Origin of the sequence: Pseudomonas sp. FJ2-5-13 (genome assembly GCF_029201605.1) — a bacterium.
Lineage (GTDB): Bacteria > Pseudomonadota > Gammaproteobacteria > Pseudomonadales > Pseudomonadaceae > Aquipseudomonas > Aquipseudomonas lactis.
Genome location: NZ_CP104045.1, coordinates 2,152,760 through 2,174,685, shown reverse-complemented (window position 1 = coordinate 2,174,685; position 21,926 = coordinate 2,152,760). Strand labels below are relative to the sequence as shown.

General features: G+C 60.9%; 20 protein-coding genes and 1 pseudogene. 10 read left to right on the top strand and 11 right to left on the bottom strand.

Annotation, left to right across the window (positions count from 1 at the left end; genetic code table 11):
• Nucleotides 1–5: 5 nt before the first annotated feature.
• Nucleotides 6–515, bottom strand: coding sequence for a DUF1993 domain-containing protein (locus tag N2A98_RS09825; protein ID WP_044273114.1), 510 nt, complete (start codon nt 513–515; stop codon nt 6–8).
• A gap of 116 nt (nt 516–631) precedes the next feature.
• On the opposite strand from N2A98_RS09825, the gene N2A98_RS09820 reads away from it, so the two are divergent.
• Nucleotides 632–1,282, top strand: a complete 651-nt coding sequence (locus N2A98_RS09820; protein WP_044273112.1) for a DUF480 domain-containing protein — start codon at nt 632–634, stop codon at nt 1,280–1,282.
• Between the two features lie 614 nt (nt 1,283–1,896).
• On the opposite strand, the gene N2A98_RS09815 is transcribed toward N2A98_RS09820, so the two are convergent.
• Complete coding sequence (locus N2A98_RS09815; protein ID WP_044273095.1) at nt 1,897–2,715, bottom strand: shikimate 5-dehydrogenase; 819 nt, start codon at nt 2,713–2,715, stop codon at nt 1,897–1,899.
• Nucleotides 2,716–2,871: 156 nt separating this feature from the next.
• On the opposite strand from N2A98_RS09815, the gene N2A98_RS09810 reads away from it, so the two are divergent.
• From N2A98_RS09810 to N2A98_RS09800, 3 genes are all read left to right on the top strand, one after another.
• Nucleotides 2,872–3,246: a hypothetical protein gene (locus N2A98_RS09810; RefSeq protein WP_019818659.1), complete on the top strand. Its 375-nt coding sequence runs from the start codon at nt 2,872–2,874 to the stop codon at nt 3,244–3,246.
• Between the two features lie 234 nt (nt 3,247–3,480).
• A complete protein-coding gene (locus tag N2A98_RS09805) occupies nt 3,481–3,675 on the top strand; it encodes a hypothetical protein (RefSeq protein ID WP_003190284.1) in 195 nt (64 codons plus the stop codon).
• A 91-nt stretch (nt 3,676–3,766) separates the two neighbouring features.
• On the top strand, nt 3,767–3,949 hold the full coding sequence (locus N2A98_RS09800) for a hypothetical protein (RefSeq protein WP_003190283.1): 183 nt from the start codon (nt 3,767–3,769) through the stop codon (nt 3,947–3,949).
• A 3-nt stretch (nt 3,950–3,952) separates the two neighbouring features.
• Here the strand turns inward: N2A98_RS09800 and N2A98_RS09795 are convergent, their stop codons facing one another.
• Nucleotides 3,953–5,020 carry an AI-2E family transporter gene (locus tag N2A98_RS09795; RefSeq protein WP_019818663.1) on the bottom strand — a complete coding sequence of 356 codons (1,068 nt, stop codon included), beginning with the start codon at nt 5,018–5,020 and terminating at the stop codon, nt 3,953–3,955.
• A 171-nt stretch (nt 5,021–5,191) separates the two neighbouring features.
• Between N2A98_RS09795 and yegQ the strand changes: the two genes are divergently transcribed.
• Nucleotides 5,192–6,505: a tRNA 5-hydroxyuridine modification protein YegQ gene (gene yegQ, locus N2A98_RS09790; RefSeq protein WP_275623333.1), complete on the top strand. Its 1,314-nt coding sequence runs from the start codon at nt 5,192–5,194 to the stop codon at nt 6,503–6,505.
• A 551-nt stretch (nt 6,506–7,056) separates the two neighbouring features.
• On the opposite strand, the gene N2A98_RS09785 is transcribed toward yegQ, so the two are convergent.
• From N2A98_RS09785 to N2A98_RS09775, 3 genes and pseudogenes are all read right to left on the bottom strand, one after another.
• On the bottom strand, nt 7,057–8,736 hold the full coding sequence (locus tag N2A98_RS09785) for a methyl-accepting chemotaxis protein (RefSeq protein WP_047710507.1): 1,680 nt from the start codon (nt 8,734–8,736) through the stop codon (nt 7,057–7,059).
• Between the two features lie 57 nt (nt 8,737–8,793).
• Nucleotides 8,794–8,880 (bottom strand): annotated as a pseudogene (locus N2A98_RS09780) (outer membrane lipoprotein carrier protein LolA); the annotation flags it as partial.
• A 22-nt stretch (nt 8,881–8,902) separates the two neighbouring features.
• Nucleotides 8,903–10,222: a Na+/H+ antiporter NhaC family protein gene (locus N2A98_RS09775; protein WP_161794324.1), complete on the bottom strand. Its 1,320-nt coding sequence runs from the start codon at nt 10,220–10,222 to the stop codon at nt 8,903–8,905.
• Nucleotides 10,223–10,452: 230 nt separating this feature from the next.
• On the opposite strand from N2A98_RS09775, the gene N2A98_RS09770 reads away from it, so the two are divergent.
• Nucleotides 10,453–12,600 (top strand): methyl-accepting chemotaxis protein, encoded by a 2,148-nt coding sequence (locus N2A98_RS09770; RefSeq protein ID WP_069558208.1) that lies wholly within the window; start codon nt 10,453–10,455, stop codon nt 12,598–12,600.
• A gap of 128 nt (nt 12,601–12,728) precedes the next feature.
• On the opposite strand, the gene N2A98_RS09765 is transcribed toward N2A98_RS09770, so the two are convergent.
• From N2A98_RS09765 to N2A98_RS09750, 4 genes are read right to left on the bottom strand one after another with little or no spacing between them, the layout of a single operon-like run.
• Nucleotides 12,729–14,042 (bottom strand): sensor histidine kinase, encoded by a 1,314-nt coding sequence (locus N2A98_RS09765; RefSeq protein WP_047710505.1) that lies wholly within the window; start codon nt 14,040–14,042, stop codon nt 12,729–12,731.
• Nucleotides 14,039–14,707: a response regulator transcription factor gene (locus N2A98_RS09760; protein WP_034135263.1), complete on the bottom strand. Its 669-nt coding sequence runs from the start codon at nt 14,705–14,707 to the stop codon at nt 14,039–14,041. The genes N2A98_RS09765 and N2A98_RS09760 overlap by 4 nt, the downstream gene beginning before the upstream one ends.
• On the bottom strand, nt 14,707–15,018 hold the full coding sequence (locus tag N2A98_RS09755) for a PepSY domain-containing protein (RefSeq protein WP_044273608.1): 312 nt from the start codon (nt 15,016–15,018) through the stop codon (nt 14,707–14,709). The genes N2A98_RS09760 and N2A98_RS09755 overlap by 1 nt, the downstream gene beginning before the upstream one ends.
• On the bottom strand, nt 15,018–15,320 hold the full coding sequence (locus N2A98_RS09750) for a PepSY domain-containing protein (protein WP_032892493.1): 303 nt from the start codon (nt 15,318–15,320) through the stop codon (nt 15,018–15,020). Before N2A98_RS09750 ends, N2A98_RS09755 begins: the two co-directional genes overlap by 1 nt.
• 157 nt (nt 15,321–15,477) lie before the next feature.
• Here N2A98_RS09750 and N2A98_RS09745 point away from each other — a divergent pair, with 157 nt between their 5' ends.
• From N2A98_RS09745 to codA, 4 genes are all read left to right on the top strand, one after another.
• Nucleotides 15,478–16,557: a patatin-like phospholipase family protein gene (locus N2A98_RS09745; RefSeq protein WP_275623332.1), complete on the top strand. Its 1,080-nt coding sequence runs from the start codon at nt 15,478–15,480 to the stop codon at nt 16,555–16,557.
• Nucleotides 16,558–16,637: 80 nt separating this feature from the next.
• The gene (gene queD / locus N2A98_RS09740) at nt 16,638–16,994 is read left to right on the top strand and encodes a 6-carboxytetrahydropterin synthase QueD (protein ID WP_003237990.1); all 357 of its coding nucleotides are present in this window, start codon (nt 16,638–16,640) and stop codon (nt 16,992–16,994) included.
• Nucleotides 16,995–17,223: 229 nt separating this feature from the next.
• Entirely contained in the window at nt 17,224–18,492 is a 1,269-nt protein-coding gene (codB, locus tag N2A98_RS09735; RefSeq protein ID WP_047710502.1) for a cytosine permease, read from the top strand.
• A 50-nt stretch (nt 18,493–18,542) separates the two neighbouring features.
• A complete protein-coding gene (gene codA, locus N2A98_RS09730; RefSeq protein WP_275623331.1) occupies nt 18,543–19,784 on the top strand; it encodes a cytosine deaminase in 1,242 nt (413 codons plus the stop codon).
• Here codA and N2A98_RS09725 read toward each other — a convergent pair.
• The gene (locus N2A98_RS09725; RefSeq protein ID WP_153475769.1) at nt 19,773–21,917 is read right to left on the bottom strand and encodes a lipase family protein; all 2,145 of its coding nucleotides are present in this window, start codon (nt 21,915–21,917) and stop codon (nt 19,773–19,775) included. The genes codA and N2A98_RS09725 overlap by 12 nt on opposite strands.
• Nucleotides 21,918–21,926 lie beyond the last annotated feature (9 nt).

Here is a 21,926-nt window from a genome sequence, read left to right as displayed (position 1 = left end):
CGGGTTTAGAACGCGCCCATATAGTCGCGCTTGCCCACTTCCACGCCGTTATGACGCAGCAGTGCGTAAGTGGTGGTGACGTGGAAGAAGAACTGCGGCAGGCCGTAGGTCAGCAGGTAGGACTGGCCGCTGAAGCGCTTCTCTTTCGGGGTGCCGGGGCGAGTGACGATCTCGATGCCTTCCTTGCCGTCGATCTGCTCGGGCTTGATGGTGTCGACAAAGGCCAGGACCTTGGCAATCAGCGCTTGCAGGTCGGCAAAGGTGACTTCGCTGTCTTCGTACTTGGGTACTTCGATCTCGGCCAGGCGTGCCGACACACCTTTGGCGAAGTCCACGGCGATCTGCACCTGGCGCACCAACGGGAACATGTCCGGGAACAGCCGCGCTTGCAGCAACGCATTGGGCTCGATGTTCTTGGCGCTGGCGTGGGCTTCGGCTTTGTTCAGCACATCGCTGAGGGCGTTGAGCATTTGCTTGAAGACCGGGATGGAAGCGGCGTACAGGGAAATAGTCATGACAGTCTCACGGTAATGGCGGGGTTGGAACCAGCCGCGATTATAGCCATGCCTGGCGCTTGTCTTTTATTTTTTCAAGCTTAGGCTAAGGGGCTTCACTGCATAGGGAAAGCGCGATGACCGCCGAGCACGACACCGACACCCCTGAGCCGCGCCTGAACAGCACGGAAATCCGCGTCCTGGGCTGCCTGATCGAAAAACAGGCGACCAACCCGGAAACCTACCCCCTCACCCTCAACGCCCTGGTGCTGGCCTGTAACCAGAAGACCAGCCGCGAGCCGGTGATGAACCTCAGCCAAGGCCAGGTCGGGCAGAGCCTGCGCGTGCTGGAGGGCCAAGGCTTCACGCGCCTGGTAATGGGCAGCCGCGCCGACCGCTGGGAACACCGTGTGGACAAGGCCCTGGAACTGGTGCCGGCCCAGGTGATCCTGACCGGGCTGCTGTTTTTGCGGGGGCCGCAGACCGTCAACGAGTTGCTCACCCGCAGTGGGCGCATGCATGATTTCGAGGATGCCGAACAGGTTGTGCATCAACTCGAACGCCTGATTGCACGAGGACTGGCACTGCTGGTGCCGCGTCAGGCGGGCCAGCGGGAAGACCGATATACCCATGCCCTTGGGGACCCGGCAGATATTGAAGCGATTATGTCCGCGCGGGGGAACCCAGTGGAGCGTAGCGCGGGCGCTGTTTCGGTGGAGCGGATAGAAGAGCTGGAAGCGCGGATTGCCGCACTGGAAGAGCGGCTAGCGCAACTGGAACAGGCATAACGCAGATAAAGATGTGGGAGCTGGCTTGCCTGCGATAGCCATAGGTATCGACACAATTCTGAAGTGATCAACAGTAACCACGATGCGAAGCGAGCCGCTCTTGATCTGCTTTTGATCTGCTTTTGATCTTGATCTTAGGCGCCCCGTCAAACCACGCTGGCCGAACGCAGGCTTGAATTCGTGGGTAACCCGGCAGGACGCCGGGTTAGCCGCCCCGCGCCATGGATGGCGCGTGGCGGCGGCCCACGGATTCAAGCCTGTGTTCGGGCACACCGAGCCTAGGCGAGGTGCCGAGTGGTGGGGCAAGAGCGTTTTGCTTACTTTTGCGCTGTTCAAAAGTGAGCCGCCGTCAGGGCGGAACCCTAAGTGGCCGTTACCGCAGGAATGGATATGTACTCGGTATTACGGTGTCGACTGTGAGGCCGTCTTCGCGAGCAAGCCCGCTCCCACAGTTGGATCGTGGGGTGTCAGGTAGATGGGCGTCGCCTGACTGGCCGCCATCGCAGGCAAGCCAGCTCCCACAGTTGGATCGTGGGGTGTCAGGTAGATGGGCGTCGGCTGGCAGGCCGCCATCGCAGGCAAGCCAACTCCCACATTGGATTTGGCGCAAGGCTTTAGCTGCGGGCGAAGGCCACCGCTGCCTCGAACTGCTCCTGCGTAGGCCGCACGCCGGTATAAAGCACAAACTGCTCCAACGCCTGAATAGCGATCACTTCCAGCCCGGTAATCACCCGCTTGCCCTGCGCACGCCCCCGCACGATCAACGGCGTTTGCGCCGGGATCGCCACCACATCGAAGACAGTCTCCGCCTGATCGATTGCCTCAGGCTCAAACGCCAACGCATCCGCCTCCGCCCCGCCAGTCATACCGATGGGCGTCACGTTGATCAGCATCTGTGGCCGCAGGCTACCCAGATCCCCCTGCCACTGATACCCCAGGTTCCTGGCCAATGCCTGGCCCGCCCCCTCGTTGCGCGCCACGATCACACCATTGGCGTACCCCCCGTCACGCAAGGCGCTGGCGACCGCCTTGGCCATGCCGCCGCTGCCGCGCAGGGCGAAGCTGGAGTCTTTGGGCACCGCGTGTTTTTTAAGCAATTGCTCGATGGCGATGTAGTCGGTGTTGTAAGCCTTGAGATGGCCGTTGGTGTTGACGATGGTGTTCAGGGAGTCAATGGCTTGAACCGAATCGTCGAGTTCGTCCACCAAGGCAATGGCGGCCTCCTTGAACGGCATGGACACCCCGCAACCGCGCACACCCAGGGCGCGGATACCGCCGATCGCGCCGGGCAAGTCCTGGCTGCTGAAGGCTTTATAGTAAAAATTCAGACCCAGCTGTTCATACAGGTGGTTATGAAACCGCAGGCCAAAGTTCCCAGGACGCGCCGACAGCGACATGCACAGTTGGGTGTCCTTGTTGGGGTGCATCTGCATGGATAACTCCTTGAAGTAAGCAAATCGGTACAGACCTTACACAACCTTTACTCACTGGCCGTGCTGTTTTCTCGAAATACGTTGTCTTAAAAGTATCCCCGCGACAATCCTTGAGTCTATTGATTGCAGACCACAAGCGCAGGGGCTAATTGAGGAATGACCATCATGCGTAAACTTCCCAGGATCGCCTTGCTTATCGGCGCACTCGCGATGGCCGGCCAAGCTTCCGCCCACGGTGGTGGTTGGGGTGGCCCGGCCGTGTTCGGTGCGCTTGTCGGCGCAGCGGTAGTCGGCTCTGTGGTTGCCAGCCAGCCGCGTGAGGTGTACGTGCAACAGCCGGTGTATGTTCAGCCGCAGCCGGTGTATGCCGCGCCGCCGCCGGTCTATTACGCGCCACCGCCACCGGTGTATGTGCAACAGCAGGTTTACTACCGCCCGGCGCCCGTCTATTACGGCCCACCGCGTGGTTATTATGGGCCGCCTCGGGGCTACTACGGCCCGCCCCACGGTTACTACCGCCATGGTTGGTAAGGTTTAACCCCGTTGACAGCCACAGGCCTCGCCCACACGCGGGGTCTTTTTTTGCCTGAAAAGTCCGGATTTATCCTGCCGATGTCGCTGTGAGAACAACGCACGAGCAGCAATCCCACATCATTAGCGTCGAATATCCTCTTGATCGATTGTGGGCTGCACTGTCATGTTTGCGTCACAAAACAGTCGCACTATCGACTCAGTCCAGCCAATAACAATTAAGGACGATTGACCATGCCCACACAAAACCCGCACCGCACCGCCGGCCTTTGCACCTCCAGCAAGGTCTACAGCGCCTTGACTGAACTCAAGCACCTGGAAGGCCATCGCAGCGCCAAGTTCCTGGCATTGCTGGCCGAAAACCTGGTGCGCAAGGGCCTGCTCAGTGAACACGAAGTGGTGAACATGCTCGACCAGGTGGTGGATTAACGCCTGGCGTTGATGTCGACTATCGAGCCAGGTGATTTTTCCCAGGCGCCAGCAAACCGTAAGGTGACCTCCATAACGTTTGGAGGTACTTATGCCCACTGTTCAAATCATGTCTGTCATCGGTAGCGCCGTCCCCGCCCCTCTGCGCAAACTGGGCTTGCTCGCCTGCTGGTATGTGGTGCGCGATGGCGAGCCGATCAGCGGCCCGCTCACCTCGTTATCGGATGCCGAAACACAACGCCGGATGGCAACCGACTTCAGGCTAGAAGCCTGAGCGTTACGGCAGCGGCAGCTTGACCCGCGGCTTGGTTTCGACGAACAACGCCCAGCACGACATGAACAACGCTGCCACCAGCGGCCCGATGACAAAGCCGTTAAGGCCGAACACCGACAGGCCACCCAAGGTCGAGATCAGGATCAGATAGTCCGGCATCTTGGTGTCCTTGCCTACCAGGATCGGGCGCAGCACGTTGTCCACCAGGCCGATCACGAACACGCCAAAAAGCCCCAGTACCACGCCCTGCCAGATCGAACCGCTCAACAGGAAATAAACTGCCACCGGCCCCCAGACCAGCCCGGCGCCCACCGCAGGCAGCAGGGACAGGAACGCCATCAGCACGGCCCAGAGCAAGGCACTGGGGATGTCCAGGAACCAGAAGATCAAGCCACCCAGCGCACCCTGGGTCACGGCCACCAGCACGTTGCCCTTGACCGTGGCGCGCACCACGCGGTTGAACTTGAGTTGCAGGCGACGCTTTTGCGGCTCGGCCAAGGGCACGGCTGTGCGCACTTTGCGTACCAGCTCCGGGCCGTCGCGCAGCAGGAAAAACAGCAGGTACAGCATGATGAAAAAGCTCACCAGAAAATCAAACGTCCCCTGGCCGAAGCTGAACGCCTGGGAGGCAAAGAACTGACTGCCCTGCATCGCGCCCTTGACGACCTTTTCCCGCAGCCCTTCGAGGTTACCCATGCCGAAGCGGTCGAGCAATTGCTGAAAATACGGCGGTAGGACGTTCTTGAATTGCTCGATATAACCCGCCACGTCGAGCTTGCCGCTCTCGATGTTTTTGTAGAGCGTGGCCCCCTCTTGCACCAGCAACGCACTGGTGATGATCACCGGCAGAATCGCGATCACCAGGCACACCATCAAGGTGGTCAGGGAGGTCAGGTTGCGGTTCCAGCTAAAACGCTGCTGCAGGCGGCGCTGCATCGGCGCAAAGATAATGCCCAGGATCACGGCCCAGAACACCGCGCCGTAGAACGGCAGCAATATCCAGATAAAGGCCACGGTGACCAGGGCCAGTAGCAGCAACAGAGTTTTGAATTGCAGGTTGGTTTGATTCATGTCCGGTCCATGTCAGAAAAACAGGGCCGATCGCGGCCCTGTTGCTTAGTCCGCAGCCAAACCTGGGAGTGCCCTTGTTTTTCGAACAAGCATAGATCGCCCTGTTTAGACGTGGATCAATGCACGGCGCCCGGCCCTGCACTACCCTCGCGCCTTTTGCGACCTACAGCCATGCCCTCCATGATTGCCCCCGAACTGCTCGCCCCTGCCGGCACCCTGAAAAACATGCGCTACGCCTTTGCCTACGGTGCCGATGCGGTTTATGCCGGCCAGCCGCGCTACAGCCTGCGGGTGCGCAACAACGAGTTCGACCACGCCAACCTGGCCCTCGGCATCCAGGAAGCCCATGACCAGGGCAAGCGTTTCTACGTGGTGGTGAACATTGCGCCCCACAACGCCAAGCTCAAGACCTTCCTCAAGGACCTGGCGCCCGTGATCGCCATGGGCCCGGATGCGCTGATCATGTCTGATCCGGGGTTGATCATGCTGGTGCGCGAGCACTTCCCAAAGATGCCGATCCACCTGTCGGTACAGGCCAATACGGTGAACTGGGCCAGCGTGGCGTTCTGGCAGCAACAAGGCATTTGCAGGGTGATTCTGTCGCGGGAGCTGTCTCTGGAAGAGATCGGCGAAATCCGCCAGCAGGTGCCGACGATGGAGTTGGAGGTGTTTGTGCATGGCGCCTTGTGCATGGCCTATTCCGGGCGGTGCCTGCTGTCGGGCTATATGAACAAGCGCGATGCCAACCAGGGCAGTTGCACCAATGCCTGCCGCTGGAAATACCAGGCCACGCCGGCAGTGGAGAATGCCACTGGCGATATCGTCCATGAATATCAACCCACATTGGGCATCGGCACGCCCACCGATCAGGTGTTCCTGCTACAGGAAGCCAATCGCCCCGATGAACCCATGCCCGCCTTCGAAGACGAACACGGCACCTACATCATGAACGCCAAGGACCTGCGGGCCGTGCAGCATGTGGAGCGCCTGGCACAGATGGGCGTGCATTCGTTGAAGATCGAAGGCCGCACCAAGTCCCACTTTTACTGCGCGCGCACCACCCAGGTGTACCGCCAGGCCATCGACGACGCGGTGGCTGGCCGGGCGTTTGACCGCGGCTTGATGACCAACCTCGAGTCCCTGGCCCAGCGTGGCTATACCGAAGGTTTTCTGCGCCGCCATGTGCACGACGAATACCAGAACTACCAGAACGGCAGCTCGGTTTCCGAACGCCAGCAGTTTGTCGGGGAACTGACCGGCGAGCGTCGTGGCGCGTTGGCCGAGGTGAAGGTGAAGAATCGCTTTGTGCTGGGCGATCATCTGGAGTTGATGACGCCCGCCGGCAATTTTCACTTTGACTTGCCGAGCCTGCATAACGCCAAGGGCGAAGGCATCGAGGTGGCGCCGGGGGACGGGCATACGGTGTATGTGCCGATTCCGGCGCAGATGGACCTGCGCTTTGGCCTGCTGATGCGCAACGTTTAATCCCTGCCATGGGCATCGGTATCTACACAACTTTGTGGGCTATAGCAGCGGACGGTAACCACGATGCGAAGCGAGTCGCTCTTGATCTGCTTTTGATCTTGATCTCAAGCGCCCCGTTAAACCACGCTGGCCGGAATTCGACAGGGATTTGGGGGGTAAACCGGCAGGGATGCCGGTTTAGCCGCCCCGCGCCATGGATGGCGCGTGGCGGCGGCCCCCCAAATCACTGGCGGATTACGGGCACACCGAGCCTAGGCGAGGTGCCGAGTGGTGGGCAAGAGCGTTTTGCTTACTTTTGCGCTTTTCAAAAGTGAGCCGCTGTCAGAGCGGAACCCTAGGTGGCCGTTACCTAAATAACGGATATGTACACGGTCCAACTGTGTTGACTGTCAGGCCGTCTTCGCAGGCAAGCCAGCTCCCACATTTGGATTGCGGTGCCTCAGGGAGATAGGCGCCAGCTGTCAGGCCGTCACGGGAGCAAGCTCCCTCGCCACAGGTTCAGCGTCGCACCAAAATTGTGTAGATACCTATGCTGCCATGGGTTGAAAGGATCAGATCCTGAACTGGCCCACCAACTGCCCCAGGCGCTGGCCCAGGTCGGCCAGGCTGCGAGACGTCTGAGCGCCCAACTGGGTTTCGTCCGCCACGCTGTCTACCGCTACGGCAATCTGATGCACGCTGCGGTTGATCTCTTCTGCCACGGCGGTCTGCTCTTCGGCGGCGCTGGCGATCTGGGCGTTCATTGAGTTGATGGTGCCAATCAGCTGCGCCATGGTGTCCAAGGACGCGCCGGCTTGGTTGGCCTGGGCCGAGGTGCCGTCGCCGGCATCGCTGGAGCGGCGCATTGCGTCCACGGCCGCCTCGGTGCCCTTTTGCAGGCGGTCGATCATGCCCTGGATTTCCTGGGTGCTGGTTTGGGTGCGACTGGCCAGGGCACGCACTTCGTCGGCGACCACGGCAAAGCCACGCCCGGCCTCCCCGGCCCGTGCGGCTTCGATGGCAGCGTTGAGCGCCAACAGGTTGGTTTGTTCGGCGATGGAGCGGATCACGCCGAGCACGCTGACGATAGACGACACATCCTGCTGCAGACTGTCCAAGGACACGCCGCTGCTGCGGATGTCGTTCACCAGCGCATGGATCTGCGCGATGCTGCCGTCCACTACACGCTTGGCTGCCTGGCCTTCGGCGTCGGTCTGCTGCGCAGCAACGGCGGCGCCCTGGGCACTGCGCGCCACTTCGTGGGCGGCCGAGGACATCTGGTTGATCGCGGTGGCCACCTGGTCGGTCTCGTGGCGCTGGCGTTCCATGGCCTGCTCGGAGCGCTGGGCCTGGTCGGACACCTGGCTCACCAATCCGGTGAGCTGAGCGGTCATGTCAGTGATCTGGCGCACCAGGCCGTGGATTTTATCGACAAAGCGGTTGAACGCACCGGCCAGGTCGCCGAGTTCATCCTGGCTGGTGATGGCCAGGCGGCGGGTCAGGTCGCCTTCACCCGCCGCGATGTCATCGAGGTTGGCTTTCATCAGGTGCAGCGGACGCAAGATGGTATTGGCTAGCAACATGCCCACGGCGGCGATCACCAGCAACACCACCACGGCCACACCGAGGATGCTCAGCAGCACGCCTTGCATGCGTGTCTCGACTTTAGCCTGCACCACTGCCACTTGGGCGTCGATGCCATCGAGGTTCACCGAGGTGCCGATCACCATGTCCCACTTGGGCAGGTACTCGGTATAGCCGAGCTTGGGCACCAGCTCGGTCTGGCCGGGCTGGGTCGAGCTGTATTGCAGGTAGTGGGTGCCGTCCTTGCCGACCTTGACCAGGTCGCGGTTGACGTAGACGCCGTTAGGGTCGCGGTTGTCCTTGAAGCTTTTGCCTACGCCGTCCGGGCTGTTGCCCTTGAACAGGCGGATGGTCTCGGAGTCGTAGCCGAAGAAATAGCCGTCTTTGCCGTAGCTGGTATTGGACAACAATTTGACCACCTGCGCCCGCGCCGCACTGTCGCCGGGGGCTGCCGCGTCGTAGAGCGGCTTGATGGTGGTCATGGCCACCTCGACATAACCTTGGAGGGTGGCCTTGGCGTCGTTGAGCAGGCGCTGGCGGGTTTCATCCACTTCGTTGCGGGCCTGGCCCTGCAGAATCCACACGGTGGTCAGGCTGATGACCACGGCAAACACCAACACCGGCACGACAGCAAGGGCCAGGACTTTGGCCTTCAAACTCAGACGCATGGCTTTTCTCTCTTGTTAGTGGCGACTTGAGAGGTTAACGGCTATGTGAGCGATTTCTGTAGGAGCGAGCTTGCTCGCGAAGAACCTGAGAGCACTGCGGGGTGCCAGGTTGCCCGCGTTATCGTTGACGCTTTCCGCGAGCAAGCTCGCTCCTACAGGAACCTCGTCAGAGCGTCATCGCGGCCAGCCAGCCGAACGCCAGCAGCGGCAGGTTGTAGTGCAGGAAGGTCGGCACCACGGTGTCCCAGATGTGGTGGTGCTGGCCGTCGATATTCAGGCCGGAGGTGGGCCCGAGGGTAGAGTCCGAGGCGGGCGAACCGGCGTCGCCCAAGGCACCGGCGGTACCGACGATGCACACGATGGCCAACGGGCTGAAGCCCAACTGCACACACAGCGGCACGAAAATCGCCGCGAGGATCGGCACCGTGGAAAACGACGAGCCGATGCCCATGGTCACCAACAACCCCACCAGCAGCATCAACAACGCCCCGACGCCCCGGCTATGGCCGATGAACGCTGCCGAGGCTTGCACCAGCGAGTTCACGTCACCGGTGGCCTTGAGCACTTCGGCAAAGCCTGAGGACGCGATCATGATGAAGCCGATCATCGCCATCATCTTCATGCCTTCGGTGAACAGGTCATCGGTGTCGCGCCAGCGCACGATGCCCGACACCGAGAAGATCAGGAACCCGGCCAGGGCGCCGATGATCATCGAGTCCAACCACAGCTGGATGATGAACGCCGAGGCAATTGCCAGGCCGGCCACCAGCAGGGTCAGCGGGTTGTACTGCACCGCCACTTGCTCGACACGTTCGATTTTCTTCAGGTCGTACACACGCTTTTTGCGGTAGCTGATCAGCACCGCCACCAGCAGGCCGACCACCATGCCCAGCGCCGGCAGGCCCATGGCGTGGGTGACGTTGACCCCACTGATATCCACCCCGCTCTTGGCGACGTTGGCCAGCAGGATTTGATTGAGGAATATATTGCCAAAGCCTACCGGCAGAAACATGTACGGGGTGATCAGGCCGAAGGTCATCACGCAGGCGATCAGGCGACGGTCCAGTTGTAGCTTGGTCAGTACGTACAGCAGCGGCGGTACCAGCAGCGGAATAAACGCAATGTGGATCGGCAAGATGTTCTGCGAGGCAATCGCCACCACCCACAACAGGCCGATCAGCAGCCATTTGACGTGGTTGCCACCGCTGGCGTCCTGGCGGTCCACCAGCAGCAAGGCTTTGTCCGCCAGGGCATGGGCCAGCCCGGACTTGGCAATCGCCACGGCGAAAGCCCCGAGCAATGCGTAGGACAACGCCACGGTTGCGCCGCCGCCCAGCCCGCCGTTGAAGGCCTTGAGCGTGGCCTCGATACCCAGGCCACCGGTCAAGCCGCCCACCAGGGCGCCGACGATAATGGCGATGACCACATGCACGCGGGACAGGCTGAGTACCAGCATGGTGCCGACCGCGGCGATGACTGCGTTAATCATGGTTACCTCAAGCAGAAACAAAAAAGACAGGCATGCCCGCGCGCGGCCCATGGGAACAGCTGCCGGCGTGCAGGCTTGAAAGAGGTCTTATTAGAGGGCGCGCACTTTGCAGGAGCTGGGCTGCCATGTCAAAAACTGTGGTGAGTGAACGCTCTCTCAACAGATAAAGAATTGCAGGCGCCCGCCGATAAGCTGTCTCTAACGTGCTTTCAGGTAAGGATGTCCCGATGTCGCTCAGGCAGCTCTCCATTCAATGGAAAATCACCCTGCTGGCGGGCCTGTGCCTGCTGGGGATCGTGACCCTGCTGGTGGGTCTGTCGCTGTATCGCATGGCGCAGAGCTCGCAGCAGGTCAAGGCGTCCAGCATGCAGATGCTCGACGAAGCCGCCCAGTCGCGCATCGAAGCCCAAGGCGAAGTGCAGGCGCTGGGCATTCGCCAGCAGTTCATGGATGCCTACCAATACGGCCACGGTTTTTCCCGCCAGGTGCTGTTTTTGCGCGAGCAGGCCGAAAAGCGCTTTCTCGATGCCTTCGACACCCGTGAAGACCTGACCCGCCAGGTCAAGGCCGCCCTGCAGGCCAACCCTGACCTGCTCGGCCTGTCCCTGGTGTTCGAAGCCAATGCGCTGGACGGCAAGGACGAACTGTTCGCCAACCAGGCGGAACTGGGCAGCAATGACAAAGGCCGTTTCGCCCTGTACTGGTCGCAACCGACGCCGGGGAAAATCACCTCGATGGCGCTGCCCGAGAGCGACATGGCCGACACCTCCATCGGCCCCAGCGGCGAAAAGGCCAACGCCTGGTTCACTTGCCCACGCACGACCCTCAAACCCTGCGTGATCGAACCTTACTTTTATGTGATCGACGGCCAGAACGTGCTGATGACCAGCATCGTGTTTCCGCTGATGGTCAACGGCAAAGTCATCGCCTCGCTGTCGGTGGACATCAACCTCAACAGCTTGCAGGCGGTCAGCCAGCAGGCCAGCGGGAAACTGTACGACGGCCAGACCCAGGTCAGCATCCTCAGCGCCACTGGCTTATTGGCCGGCTACAGCCCCGACGCCAGCAAACTCAGCCAACGCCTGGAGCAGGTCGACCCGGCCAACGGCGCGCAGTTGATCAGCGCCCTGGCGAGCAGTACCCAGACCCGCAGCCTGCGCACCGACCATCAACTCAAGGTACTGGCGCCTTTTGCACCGATTCCCGGCGGTAAGGCCTGGGGCGTATTGCTGGATGTACCGGAACAAGTCCTGGTCGCCCCCGCCGAAGCGCTGAAAAACCAGCTGGACGCCGACAACGCCAAAGGCACCTTGCTGGAACTGGGCCTGGGCCTGCTAGCCGCCGTGGTCGGCTTGATCCTGGTGTGGCTGATGGCGCGCAGCGTGACCCGACCAATCCTTGGCGTGGCGCACATGCTTGAAGATATCGCCAGCGGCGAAGGCGACCTGACCCGGCGCCTGGCCTATGCCAAACAGGATGAACTGGGCCAATTGGCCGGCTGGTTCAACCGTTTTCTCGACAAGCTGCAGCCGATCATTGCCGAGGTCAAACGCTCGGTGCAGGATGCCCGCGGCACCGCCGACCAGTCCGCAGCCATTGCCACGCAAACCAGCGCCGGCATGGAGCAGCAGTACCGCCAGGTGGATCAGGTGGCCACCGCGTCCCACGAAATGAGCGCCACCGCCCAGGACGTGGCCCGCAGCGCCGCCCAAGCGGCCCAAGCCGCACGGGATGCCGACCAGGCGACTCGCCAAGGCTTGACCGTTATCGACCGCACCACCGTCAACATTGGCGAGCTCGCCGCCGACATGAGCACTGCCATGGCCCAGGTAGAAGGCTTGGCCGCCAACAGCGAACAGATCGGCTCGGTGCTTGAAGTGATTCGCGGCATCGCCGAGCAGACCAACCTGTTGGCGCTCAACGCCGCCATCGAAGCCGCTCGCGCCGGTGAGGCCGGCCGCGGTTTTGCCGTGGTCGCCGACGAAGTGCGCAACCTGGCACGGCGCACCCAGGAATCGGTGGAAGAAACCCGCCTGGTGATCGAACAATTGCAAACCGGTACCAGCGACGTGGTCGGTTCCATGGGCAACAGCTATCGCCAGGCCCAGGGCAGCGTCGAGCAGGTCGGCCAGGCCGTCACCGCCTTGCGCCAGATTGGCGATGCGGTCACGGTGATCAGCGACATGAACCTGCAAATCGCCAGCGCCGCCGAAGAGCAAAGCGCGGTGGCCGAAGAGATCAACAGCAACGTGGCGACCATTCGCGATGTGACCGAGTCGTTGTCGGAGCAGGCCAATGAATCGGCGCGGGTCAGCCAGGCGTTGAACAGCCTGGCGAATCAGCAGCAGGGGTTGATGGATCAGTTCAGGGTCTGAATGTAGCAAGGCTTTTCTGTGGGAGCCGGGCTTGCCCGCGATGCAGACACCTCGGTATGTCAGGCAAACCGAGTCGATGCTATCGCAGGCAAGCCAGCTCCCACATTTTGAACTTTGGGGTGTGAATGTCAGCGGCGTGGCAACTCGATCAATACCTTGAGCCCACCCAGCTCACTCTCCTGCAGTTGCAACACCCCGCCCCACACCTCAACGATGTCGCGCACGATCCCCAAACCCAGGCCATGGCCAACCCTCTGTTCATCCAGGCGTGCGCCACGGCTGAACACTTGGTCGCGCTGGGCCTCGGGAATGCCGGGGCCGTCATCTTCCACCGCCAGTTGGTAACCGTGGGGCGTCTCGCTGACGCTCAGGCGTACCTCGGCGTCTGCCCATTTACAGGCGTTGTCCAACAGATTGCCCAGCAGTTCCAGCAGGTCTTCACGGTCCCAGGGCAATTGCAGGCCCGGCGCCACCTGGTAGCTGAGGTCCAGGTGTTCGCCGTGGATCATGCGCAGAGTGGCCAGTAAACCGGGCAGCTCTTGTTCACAGTCAAACAACGCGCCCGGCAAGGCATCGCCGGCCAGGCGTGCACGGTTGAGTTCACGGTTGAGGCGTTGCTGCACTTGCTCCAGTTGTTCGCGCAGCAACTGGCTCAACTGCGGATGATCCTTGAGGGCTTCACTGGAAGCGGCGCTCAACAACACCGCCAGCGGGGTTTTAAGCGCATGGCCCAGGTTGCCGAGGGCGTTGCGGGAGCGCTTGAGGCTGTCTTCGGTGTGCGCCAGCAGGTGGTTGATCTGCGCCACCAGGGGCTCCAGTTCAAGCGGCACCTGGGTGTCGAGTTGCGAACGCTGGCCTTGTTGCAATTGGGCGATCTGGTTACGCGCGGTCTCCAGCGGGCGCAAGGCACGGCGCACGGTGACCCGTTGCAGGATCAGCACCAAAAGCAGCGCCGCCAGCCCCATCACCAGGCCGACCTGACGCATCAGGCGAAAGCTCTCGCGCACGGGCGTGTAGTCCTGAGCCACGCTGATGGAAATCGACTGGCCAAAGCGCTTGTAGTCCGAGCGCAGCACCAACAGTTGCTGGCCTTCGGGCCCCAGTTGCAGGTTCCCTTTCAGCCCCGCCGTGGGGAGCCGGGGCAATTCCTGGTCCCACAGTGAACGGGAGCGCCAATGCACATCGGCAAAGTCGATACGAAAGTAATGCCCGGAAAATGGCCGTTGGTACGCCGGCGACAGGCGTTGCTCATCCAACTGCACGCCGTTGGGCCCACGCACCAGCGCCACCAGCAGATTTTCGCTGTCGTTGCGCAAGCCCGCTTCAAGGTAGCGTTGCAAACCCGCCTCGAACAACCACAGGCTGGTTTGCGCCAGCACCACGCCGACAATCACCATCACGCTGATCAACCCCAGGCTCAGGCGCCGCTGGATTGACCTCATGCCGGGGTGGCGCCGAAACGGTAGCCCTGGCCGCGCCGGGTCTCGATCACGCTGCGGCCCAATTTGCGCCGCAGGTGGTTGACGTGTACCTCAAGTACATTGGAGTCGCGCTCGGTCTCACCGTCATACAAGTGTTCGGCCAGGTGGCTTTTGGACAGGATTTGTTCGGGATGCAGCATGAAATAGCGCAACAAGCGAAACTCGGCAGCCGTCAGTTGGATCTCGGCGCCGTCGCGTAGCACGCACTGGCGCCCTTCATCCAAATGCAGGCCGGCGGCTTGCAGGGTGGGCTGGTTCGTCTGGCCGTGGGAGCGGCGCAGCAGCGACTGGATGCGCAGGTACAGCTCTTCGGGGTGAAAGGGTTTGCTCAGGTAATCATCGGCGCCGGCCTTGAGCCCTTCGATACGCTCGGCCCAGGAATCGCGGGCGGTGAGAATCAGCACCGGGATGGCCAACGCGGCGGCGCGCCATTGGGCCAGCACTTCAAGCCCGGGCAAACCGGGCAGGCCAAGGTCGAGGATGATCAGGTCATAGGGTTCGCTGCGCCCTTGATACACGGCGTCGCGGCCATCGGCCAGCCAGTCGACCGCATAACCCTGGCGCTGCAGGCCGGCCATCAGTTCGTCGGCCAGGGGGACGTTGTCTTCCACCAGGAGCAGGCGCATCAATCTTCCTCATCTTTGATCAGGTTACCGTTGGTGGCGTCCAGCTTGATCTCGCGCACCACGCCCTCGGTGGTCACCAGTTCCACTTCATAGGCATATTGCCCGTGTTTCTTTTCCAGTTCGGCTTCCAGCAGCCGCGAGCCGGGGTATCGCGCCATGGCCTGCTGCAACAGCTGTTCCAATGGCAGGATCACGCCTTGCTGGCGCAGGGCCAGGGCTTCGTCCTGGTTGAGGTCGCGGGCCGCCAGGCTGGAACAAAACACCATGAGCACCAGCGCCACGCGACTGCCGACGCGTAAATTTACCTTCATTACGTATCCTGATGATTCTTGAGAACCTGCCCGGTGAGCGCGTTCAATTCAACATCCCATTCAATGCCGTTGGTATCTCGTAGCTCGACTTCATAGACGTACTTGCCGTATTCCTCATCCAGGTCGGTGTCCAGCAGCGTCGAACCAGGGTGAAGGGCCAGGGCCGTGGCGTCCAATTGATCGAAAGCGACAATAGTAACAGTGGCCGGCACGATCAGTGGCTTGTCGGGGTCCACGGCGGCGGCCGGGGTCGCCGTAACGAGGATGATAGCGGCGGCGCCCAGGGCAGTGAGGCGCTTCATGATAAGTCTCCGTTACATGATGTTTTCCTACGCCGGCCACGGTACGCGCTGCAACTTAACTGAAACTGAATTGCCACCATGGCAATTCCGGTTAAGCCTTTTTCCCACGGCCTGCGAGATTTCCTATACTGCCCCGCTCGCCTCAACAGAGACCGGTATGACCGCCATCCATATCAAGTTCCCGGCCTTGACCCTCAAGGCCGGCAAACGCGCCTTCACCCGCATCCGCGAGCAGGGCCTTGCGCCTGCCGACGTCGGCATCCTTCCCGGTGCGGCGGGCGGCCCCAAGGCTCTGGGTATCCAAGGGCTCGACCTGGCGCTGTTCGGTGACTGGTTACGCCGTGCGCCGCGCGAGCGTGCGCTGATCGGCGCGTCCATCGGCTCCTGGCGGTTCGCCAGCGCCTGCCTGCCCGACCCGGTGCAAGGCTTGCTCGACCTGGGCCGCCTGTACAACGAGCAGCGCTTTGCCAAAGGCGTGACCATGGCGCAAGTCAGCCAGAGCTGCCAGCGCATGCTCGACGACCTGCTGGCCGGGCGCGATGCGCGGGTGCTGGACAACCCCGACTATCGGTTGAACATCATGGTGGTCAAGAGCCACGGCTTGCTCGCCAATGACCACCGTGGGCGGCTGGGGCTGGGCCTGTCGTCGGTGATTGCCGATAACCTGCGGGGCCGCGCACGGCTGTCGCGGCATTTTGAGCGGCTGATCATCCACGACCCGCGCCAGGCGCCCCCGGTACACCCCCTGAAGGATTTCCCCTCGCGCTTCCTCACCCTGGACGTGGGTAACCTGCGCCAGGCGTTGCTCGCGTCCGGCTCGATCCCCATGGTGATGCAAGGCGTGCGCGACCTGCCCGGGGCCGGAGCCGGCACCTACCGCGACGGCGGCCTGCTGGATTACCACCTCGACCTGCCTTACCACGGCGATGACATCGTGCTGTACCCGCACTTTACCGACCGGGTCATCCCCGGCTGGTTCGACAAGGGCCTGCCCTGGCGACGCAGCAACCAGCAAGGCTTGCAGGATGTGTTACTGCTGGCGCCGTCCAGGGATTACCTGGCCCGCCTGCCCCATGGCAAGCTGCCAGACCGCAGCGACTTCAAGCGCTTTATGGGCGATGATCCAGGCCGCAACAAATATTGGCAAACCGCCATGAGCGAGAGCCAGCGGCTGGGGGATGAGTTTTTGGCATTGGCGGACAACGGCAAGCTCGGCGACCGTTTGCTGGCCCTTTGACCGCATGGGCGGTATGCGCAGAGGTTGATCAAACTGTTAAACTCGCCGCCTGCCAGACACCTGACCGAGCTGAAAACACTGTGGAAATCTTCAAAGAGTTTACCTTCGAATCCGCCCACCGCCTGCCCCACGTACCGGAAGGCCACAAATGTGGGCGCCTGCATGGGCATTCGTTCAAGGTGGCCATCCACCTGAGCGGCGACCTGGATCCCCATACTGGCTGGATTCGCGACTTCTCGGAGATCAAAGCGATTTTCAAGCCACTGTATGAACGCCTCGACCACAACTACCTCAACGACATTCCCGGCCTGGAAAACCCTACCAGCGAAGTGCTGGCCAAGTGGATCTGGACGGAGTTGAAACCTCTGCTGCCGGAACTCAGTGCGATCCGTATCCACGAGACGTGCACCAGTGGCTGCATTTATCGCGGTGAGTAAGAACCACCTGCGGGTGGTTTTTTTCGAAACGCCGGCGGGCTGATCCATTTGGGAAACCCACACAGACGCTGTTCGACTGAGCCGGTTTGGCTCACCGCTGCACTGCTTTTGCGCTGATTGGGAGGGGGCGGCCTTATAAAGGGCTTACTCCGTCAGCGCATACCTGCCTACACCTGCGTTGGCACGCGGGATGCAAGCGACCTGGGTCACCACTCAGGGAGCAGCCCCCATGACGCAGCAAGACCCCGGCAACGACTACCCTCTCAGCGAAGTCCCCTTGCATGCGCGCAAGGGTCTGGCCTCTACGGCCATGGTGTTGCTGGGGTTCACCTTTTTTACCGCGACCATGTTTGCCGGCGGCAAGCTGGGGGTGGCGTTCAGCTTCATCGACATGCTTGGCGTCGTGGCCCTGGGTAACCTGTTGTTGGGTATCTACGCCGCAGGTTTGGGTTACATCGCGTTCAAGAGCGGCTTGAACTCGGTGCTGATGGGGCGTTTCTGCTTTGGCGAAGTGGGCAGCAAGCTCAGTGACTTGATCCTCGGTTTTACCCAGATCGGCTGGTATGCCTGGGGCACGGCCACCGCGGCCGTAGTATTGGGCAAGTATTTCCAGTTGAGCCCGGGCAGTGTGCTGGGGCTGATGCTGGTGTTTGGCTTATTGTTCTGCGCCACCGCCTACGTGGGGTATCGCGGGTTGGAAATTTTGTCCTACATCGCCGTGCCGGCCATGGGCATCCTGTTGCTGCTGTCGATGTGGGTCGCCACCGTGAAAGTCGGCGGGCTGGAGGGGCTGCTGGCAGTGGTGCCCAGCGCTGAACTGGACTTGTCCACCGCCATCACCCTGGTATTCGGGACCTTTGTCAGCGGTGCAACCCAGGCCACCAATTGGACACGGTTTTCGCGCTCGGCCAAGGTTGCGGTGCTGGCCAGCCTGATCGGCTTTTTTGTCGGCAACGGCTTGATGGTGTTGATCGGGGCCTATGGCGCAATCGTCTATCAGCAACCGGATGTGGTGGAGGTCTTGCTGCTGCAAGGTTTCGCCACGGCGGCGATGGCGATGTTGCTGCTCAATATCTGGAGCACCCAGGACAACACCATCTACAACTTCGCCGTCGCCGGTTGTAACCTGCTGCGCACCCAACGGCGCAAGAGCGTGACCCTGGCCGGCGCGGTGATCGGTACCCTGCTCGCCTTGTTCGGCATGTACGACCTGCTGGTGCCGTACCTGATCCTGCTGGGCACGGTCATCCCGCCGATTGGGGGCGTGATCATGGCGGACTTCTTCTATCGTTATCGCGGCCAATACCCACGCTTGGCGCAGGCTCGCCTACCGGCGTTCAATTGGCCCGGCCTGATTGCGTATGGAGTCGGCACCGTGCTGGCGTTCAACTCGCCGTGGGTCGCGCCGTTGGTGGGAATTTTTGCCGCGTCGCTGACCTATGTGCTGCTCAGCGCCATACTACGCGCCATGACCGCCTGGACATCGGTATCGCCCTGAGGATCTGGCGGCTGTCTGCCTGATTGTTTTTAGCCAAGAGGAACTTGAGCATGCACATCATTAATGCCCGCCTGCGCAACTGTGAAGGCCTGCATGATCTGCACCTGGAACACGGCCTGATCGCCAGCATCACTGCGCAAACCGGGGTGCCGGCGCTGATGGCCGGCGACTTGGACGCCGCCGGCAACCTGGTGATACCGCCCTTCGTCGAACCCCACATCCATCTTGACGCCACGCTCACCGCCGGCGAACCGCGCTGGAACATGAGCGGTACGCTGTTTGAAGGCATCGAATGCTGGGGCGAACGCAAGGCCACCATTACCCAGAAAGACACCAAGGCCCGGGCCAAAAAAACCATACAGGCCCTCGCCGCCCATGGCATCCAGCATGTGCGCACCCATGTCGACGTCACCGACCCAGACCTCACCGCACTCAAGGCCATGCTGGAGGTACGTGAAGAGAGCACCCACCTGATCGACCTGCAAATCGTCGCCTTCCCCCAGGAGGGCATCGAGTCATTCCGCAACGGGCGCGAGTTGATGGAAGAAGCCATTCGCCTGGGTGCCGATGTGATCGGTGGCATCCCCCACTTCGAATACACCCGCGACCAAGGCGTGAGTTCGGTGAAGTTCCTCATGGACCTGGCCGAACGCACCGGCTGCCTGGTGGACGTGCACTGTGACGAAACCGACGACCCCCACTCACGCTTTCTCGAAGTCCTCGCCGAAGAAGCCCGCAGCCGCGACATGGGTGCCCGCGTGACCGCCAGCCATACGACCGCCATGGGCTCCTACGACAATGCTTACTGCGCCAAGCTGTTTCGCCTGCTGGGGCATTCCGGTATCAGCTTTGTCTCGTGCCCCACCGAAAGCATCCACCTGCAAGGCCGCTTCGACAACTTCCCGAAACGCCGCGGCGTCACCCGCGTCAACGAACTGCTTGAGGCCGGGATGAACGTGTGTTTCGGCCAGGACTCCATCGTCGATCCTTGGTACCCGCTGGGTAACGGCAACATTTTGCGAGTGCTGGAGGCTGGCCTGCACATCTGCCATATGCTCGGTTATCGCAATTTGCAAAACGCCCTGGACCTGGTCACCGACAACAGCGCCAAGGCCATGGGCCTGGGCAACCGCTATGGGCTGCAAGCAGGCCGCCCGGCCAACCTGTTGATCCTGTCGGCCGACAGCGACTATGAAGTCATACGTAGCCAGGGCCTGCCGTTGTACTCGATCCGCAACGGCAAGGTACTGATGAAACGGCAACCGGCCCAGGTGGAGTTTTTAGACGACTGAGTCGATGTCCAGCGTTTGAGCCCGTGCCCGTTCGTCGTGGGACGGCGGCGGGATGCTGGCGAACTGGGCTGGCTCACGATTCTCGCGGTGGCTGAACCAACGTTTGAGGCTCGATTGCAGATGTGCGGAAGGGGCATGGCTGCCGTAGACATCGTGGGCTTGCAGGCGACGCCAGCGCAGGCTTGCCAAGCGCTCGCGGCTGGTGTGCAAACGGTCGATCTCTGCGTTCAAGGCATCGGTGGGTTCATGGCTACGATCATTGGCCGGGCGCCGCAGAGCCAGTTCACGCCGCTTGGCCCGCAGTTGCTCGCGCATGTCTTCAAAGGCCCGGTCGAGCAGCTCGAACTCCCGCTGGGTCACCAGCGGGCCCTCACTCTCCAGGGTGTGTTGCCAGCGGCGCAACGTCGCCCAGGCCGCGGGGATATAGCTGGTGGTCATGAAGTGCTGGTCGGCTTGGAACAGCTGCCTCAGCAGATTATCGCGGTCGGGCATATCGCCCTGCAGTTGCAATGCGCGATTGCAACCCGCCTCTTGGAGCGATTCGCAGCCCGGCTTCCATAACACCGAGGAATGGCTGCCATCGGCGAGTGTGATCGGCATGAAGTGATATTGCTCACCATGATGTCGATAGGGGTTGCCACCCACGCGCACCAACCCAGCGGCGAACAGCAGGCCACCAGGTGCGGGGTTGCTGAATAGCGTGATGGCTCCGGGAATCCAGAGTTTAGCAGTGGTGTTCATCCAGGGCGCCGGGACACTGGGGACGGGGTCGTTGTGGTTGACGATGCGGTGGTGGACCAGGGTTGAGGCACCGGCGGTGAATTCGGCGTCGGCGGCGCGGGGGGCGCCGTAGGTGTAGAGGAGTGGGTCGTAATCTCGATCTGGGGTGCGGCGTAGGGCCTCTGCCAATAAGAGTGCTATAGCCCCCCCAAGACTATGGCCACAAATGATAATTCGTTGGCCGCTGTGATATCGAAAAAGGTAACCTGATACAAAATTATGCATGGCCTGAAATGCCTGATAAAAACCTTGATGGGCTTTTCCAACGCCCTCGATGAATGGGACTTGATGGGCGTTTGCATCGCGTAGAACATCGGCACCACTAGCGGTGCCGCGTACAGCAATAAGCACCACTTCATCGTGATGACAAATGAATGCTTGAGTATCTGTTCCAAACTCCACATCGTTAAAAAAGTGTATCCGCTCCGGATACTCGAGATCATGCGAAGTGGCATTCTGCCCGTACAACTCTGGATCAAAAGGCAAAATCTCGAAACGACGGGAATAAGCTACGTCTTCATACAATGGATAAAATCGTTGCACTTGCTCTGAGTCAAACCTCCACGCCTCCCGGTAACATGACAAGCGTTCGGCAAACAAATTCCCGATACTTGGATGCCAAGGAAAGCTGACTTTATCCTTAGGTTCTGCTGAAGGATCTTGGCCAAACTCGCAATAGCTTAATGTTGCCATTAACGCCAGTTGGTACAGGTTCAATGCGCAAAATTGATCCTGTGTAGAAAGAATTGGCCGTAATGCTCTTAGAGGTCGCACCTGCAACATCGTGAATTTTTTCGGAAAGAGCACCAGCCCCTTGAAGGAAGACTCGGGAGGTCCAAAACCAAGGTCTGCCATCATCTTGAGTGCATGCCGCATTGGACGGTGAGCCTGTGACGACAGGGGCGGCAAGTGAGCGCTATGTCGAACCAGGTCACTCACTTCAACCTGATAAAAATGATCTGCATTTGGGCGTGCGGGATTTTTTTCGACAATCTGATCGTGGTTATCAAAAAAATGGGTTTGCTCGGCACGCACTTGCAACTCAGTGATAGGCAATGCATAGAATGAACGTGTCATGAGCGACTGATAGAGCGTTTCCCGACCTGAATAGCGCTCCTCCATCATCAGAATTACAGGTCCACAGAAAAAGCCCTCCACTCGGGCAAAACCCTCCCCGTTCAACCGACCGTTGTATTGCTGACCAGCAACGTCACGCAGGGTGTAAGGCAGTCCCCCATAACTTTTTCCATTTCCCGTTTCATCGACTAAGCAGAAGGTCAACCAACCCCCATTCAATGAGCAAGCAGGCATCCTGTCGTTGAAAAACTGTTGCTTCCATGCAGCTTCTTCCATGAGGTTTCT

Coding starts and splice junctions, on each gene's coding strand:
- N2A98_RS09800 (WP_003190283.1), top strand. CDS start 3,767: ATGCCCACTGTTCAAATCATGTCTGTCATCGGTAGCGCCGTCCCCGCC.
- N2A98_RS09820 (WP_044273112.1), top strand. CDS start 632: ATGACCGCCGAGCACGACACCGACACCCCTGAGCCGCGCCTGAACAGC.
- N2A98_RS09805 (WP_003190284.1), top strand. CDS start 3,481: ATGCCCACACAAAACCCGCACCGCACCGCCGGCCTTTGCACCTCCAGC.
- codA (WP_275623331.1), top strand. CDS start 18,543: ATGCACATCATTAATGCCCGCCTGCGCAACTGTGAAGGCCTGCATGAT.
- N2A98_RS09760 (WP_034135263.1), bottom strand. CDS start 14,707: ATGCGCCTGCTCCTGGTGGAAGACAACGTCCCCCTGGCCGACGAACTG.
- yegQ (WP_275623333.1), top strand. CDS start 5,192: ATGCCCTCCATGATTGCCCCCGAACTGCTCGCCCCTGCCGGCACCCTG.
- N2A98_RS09765 (WP_047710505.1), bottom strand. CDS start 14,042: ATGAGGTCAATCCAGCGGCGCCTGAGCCTGGGGTTGATCAGCGTGATG.
- N2A98_RS09745 (WP_275623332.1), top strand. CDS start 15,478: ATGACCGCCATCCATATCAAGTTCCCGGCCTTGACCCTCAAGGCCGGC.
- N2A98_RS09725 (WP_153475769.1), bottom strand. CDS start 21,917: ATGGAAGAAGCTGCATGGAAGCAACAGTTTTTCAACGACAGGATGCCT.
- N2A98_RS09825 (WP_044273114.1), bottom strand. CDS start 515: ATGACTATTTCCCTGTACGCCGCTTCCATCCCGGTCTTCAAGCAAATG.
- codB (WP_047710502.1), top strand. CDS start 17,224: ATGACGCAGCAAGACCCCGGCAACGACTACCCTCTCAGCGAAGTCCCC.
- N2A98_RS09750 (WP_032892493.1), bottom strand. CDS start 15,320: ATGAAGCGCCTCACTGCCCTGGGCGCCGCCGCTATCATCCTCGTTACG.
- N2A98_RS09815 (WP_044273095.1), bottom strand. CDS start 2,715: ATGCAGATGCACCCCAACAAGGACACCCAACTGTGCATGTCGCTGTCG.
- N2A98_RS09785 (WP_047710507.1), bottom strand. CDS start 8,736: ATGCGTCTGAGTTTGAAGGCCAAAGTCCTGGCCCTTGCTGTCGTGCCG.
- N2A98_RS09810 (WP_019818659.1), top strand. CDS start 2,872: ATGACCATCATGCGTAAACTTCCCAGGATCGCCTTGCTTATCGGCGCA.
- N2A98_RS09755 (WP_044273608.1), bottom strand. CDS start 15,018: ATGAAGGTAAATTTACGCGTCGGCAGTCGCGTGGCGCTGGTGCTCATG.
- N2A98_RS09795 (WP_019818663.1), bottom strand. CDS start 5,020: ATGAATCAAACCAACCTGCAATTCAAAACTCTGTTGCTGCTACTGGCC.
- N2A98_RS09770 (WP_069558208.1), top strand. CDS start 10,453: ATGTCGCTCAGGCAGCTCTCCATTCAATGGAAAATCACCCTGCTGGCG.